The sequence below is a fragment of the Kluyvera intermedia genome (assembly GCF_021440345.1).
GTDB classification, from domain to species: domain Bacteria; phylum Pseudomonadota; class Gammaproteobacteria; order Enterobacterales; family Enterobacteriaceae; genus Kluyvera; species Kluyvera intermedia_A.
Genome location: NZ_JAKCNS010000032.1, coordinates 1 through 2,364 on the forward strand (window position 1 = coordinate 1; position 2,364 = coordinate 2,364).

Annotated in this window: 2 protein-coding genes and 1 tRNA gene; 1 reads left to right on the plus strand and 2 read right to left on the minus strand. The window is 55.8% G+C overall.

Features of this window, described 5'->3' with window-relative positions; all coding sequences use genetic code 11:
- Positions 1–149: 149 nt before the first annotated feature.
- Both LZ634_RS10265 and LZ634_RS10270 read right to left on the minus strand, forming a co-directional pair.
- A tRNA-Ser gene (locus LZ634_RS10265) sits at positions 150–237 on the minus strand.
- A gap of 176 nt (positions 238–413) precedes the next feature.
- A complete protein-coding gene (locus LZ634_RS10270; protein ID WP_234504663.1) occupies positions 414–1,274 on the minus strand; it encodes a pirin family protein in 861 nt (286 codons plus the stop codon).
- A gap of 108 nt (positions 1,275–1,382) precedes the next feature.
- Between LZ634_RS10270 and LZ634_RS10275 the strand changes: the two genes are divergently transcribed.
- The gene (locus tag LZ634_RS10275; RefSeq protein ID WP_234504664.1) at positions 1,383–2,294 is read left to right on the plus strand and encodes a LysR family transcriptional regulator; all 912 of its coding nucleotides are present in this window, start codon (positions 1,383–1,385) and stop codon (positions 2,292–2,294) included.
- Positions 2,295–2,364: the final 70 nt, after the last annotated feature.

The following is a 2,364-nucleotide window of genomic DNA, read 5'->3' on the forward strand; positions in this document are numbered from 1 at the left end:
GCCCTTGCGGGCAGCCAGCTTACTGTGTTCGCCGTCTGTCCAACTGGCTGCGCCAGTTGTCGACCCCGGGTCCGGGCTTCTCACCCCGCCGGTGGGGTGCAACATGCGAAAAAAAAGCCCGTACTTGCGTACGAGCTCTTTCTCAAATATGGCGGTGAGGCGGGGATTCGAACCCCGGATACGTTGCCGTATACACACTTTCCAGGCGTGCTCCTTCAGCCACTCGGACACCTCACCATATTGTTTTGCTGCTCACCTTAGGTGGGCAACGGGGCGCTACTATAGGGAGTTGGGTTGAAACGGTCAAGCATAATTTATGCATTATGGATCGTTCGGTTAATCAATGAACACTGCCCCGTCGGTCGATAACAGGGCAGGTGGATTAAGGCTGGGAATGATGGCGTTGGTGACGGTTAAATCTGACCAAATCGGCCGGAGTTAAAATCACGAACGGCTTCGGCAATTTCGGCTTTACTGTTCATCACGAAGGGGCCATAGCCGACAATCGGTTCATCTATTGGCTCACCGGCCAGGACCAGCACTTTGGCGTCGCTGCTGGCATGAAGATGTACGCGTTTGCCCTGCTGGCTCAGCACCACTAATTGTGCTTCCTCGGCGACGGTGTCACCGTTCACCGTCACGCTGCCTTCCAGCACAATAATCGCAGTGCTCCAGCCTTCAGGTTGCTCAAATGAAACCTCTTTATCTCGTGGGATCTGCATGTCCCACACGTTCATCGGCGAGAAGGTGCTGGCAGGGCCGGTCGCATTCCCGTAGCGGCCTGCAATCACCCGTAGCGAACCACTCTCGTCAGGTAGCGTAACTGTCGGGATCATGGCGGCTTCAATGCCCTGGTAGCCCGGTGCGGTCATTTTGTCTTTCGCTGGCAGGTTGACCCACAGCTGAATCATCTTCAGCTCGCCGCCCCGGCGGGCAAACTCGGCCGAATGAAACTCCTGATGAAGAATGCCGGCACCTGCCGTCATCCACTGCACGTCCCCTGGACCAATCACACCACCTTTACCGGTGGAGTCGCGGTGTTCTACTTCGCCGGCGTAGACGATAGTCACCGTCTCGAACCCGCGATGGGGATGTTCGCCTACGCCGCGTTTGGCACCGTCGGCGGGAAAGTGGTGTGGCCCGGCGTAGTCAAGCAACAGAAATGGGCTCAGGCTTTCGCCGTGCGACTGATAAGAAAATAACGAACGAACCGGGAAGCCATCACCCACCCAGTGTGGACGTGGCGCGGTATAGACACCCGTAATCTGTTTCATTTGATTCTCCTGCGTAGTGAGGGTTGATGATTATTAGCTTATATTCGAGGTTAATTTCTCGGTAGATAGTAAAATTGACCTACACTGTTGCAAAAATGGAACGATGAGGTGGCGATGCAGGATCTCAATGCATTAGCGTGGTTTGTGCACGTGGTGGATAACGGTGGATTTGCCGCTGCGGGACGGGCACTGGATGTCCCAAAATCGAAACTCAGCCGACGGATTGCCCAACTGGAAGAACAGCTTGGCGTAAGTTTGATCTACCGGACGACCCGGCAGTTTACGGTGACTGAGGTGGGGCAAACGTTCTATCAGCACTGCAAAGCGATGCTAATAGAAGCGGAAGCAGCGCAAGAGGCGATTGCGGTATTACAGGCTGAACCGCGCGGATGCGTGAAGCTGGCTTGCCCGGTAACGTTATTGCATGTGCATGTTGGGCCGATGCTGGCGCGTTTTATGGCGCGTTATCCTGGCGTACAGATCCAACTGGAGGCGACTAACCGGCGGGTTGATCTGGTGGCGGAGGGCGTTGATGTCGCGATTCGTGTCAGGCCGCGCCCATTTGAAGATAGCGATCTGGTGATGCGCGTGTTGGCTGACCGTGGGCATTGCCTGGTGGCAAGCCCGTCGCTGGTGGCTTTGTTGGGTAAACCGAACTCGCCGGACTCTCTCAGCCGCTGGCCGGGGTTGAGCATGTCGGCCGGCAAACATATTCATAAATGGCTGCTGGATGGGCCAAAGGGTGCCAAAGCTGAAGTTCATTTCACACCACGTTTAATAACCGGCGATATGCTGACGCTGCGTGATGCCGCCATTGCAGGCATTGGCGTAGTTCAACTCCCACTCTTGATGGCGAGAGAACAGTTGGCCGAGGGATCTTTGGTCCGGATCCTCGATGGGTGGGAACCGAAACGTGAAGTGATCCACGCCGTATTCCCATCGCGCCGTGGACTGCTACCGGCAGTGAGAGCGCTGGTGGATTTCCTGAGCGAGGAATATGCGCAGATGAGCGAAGATTGATTTTACATTTTCCCGGGTCCGGGCTTCTCACCCCGCCGGTGGTGTGCAACATGCGAAAAAAAAGCCCGTA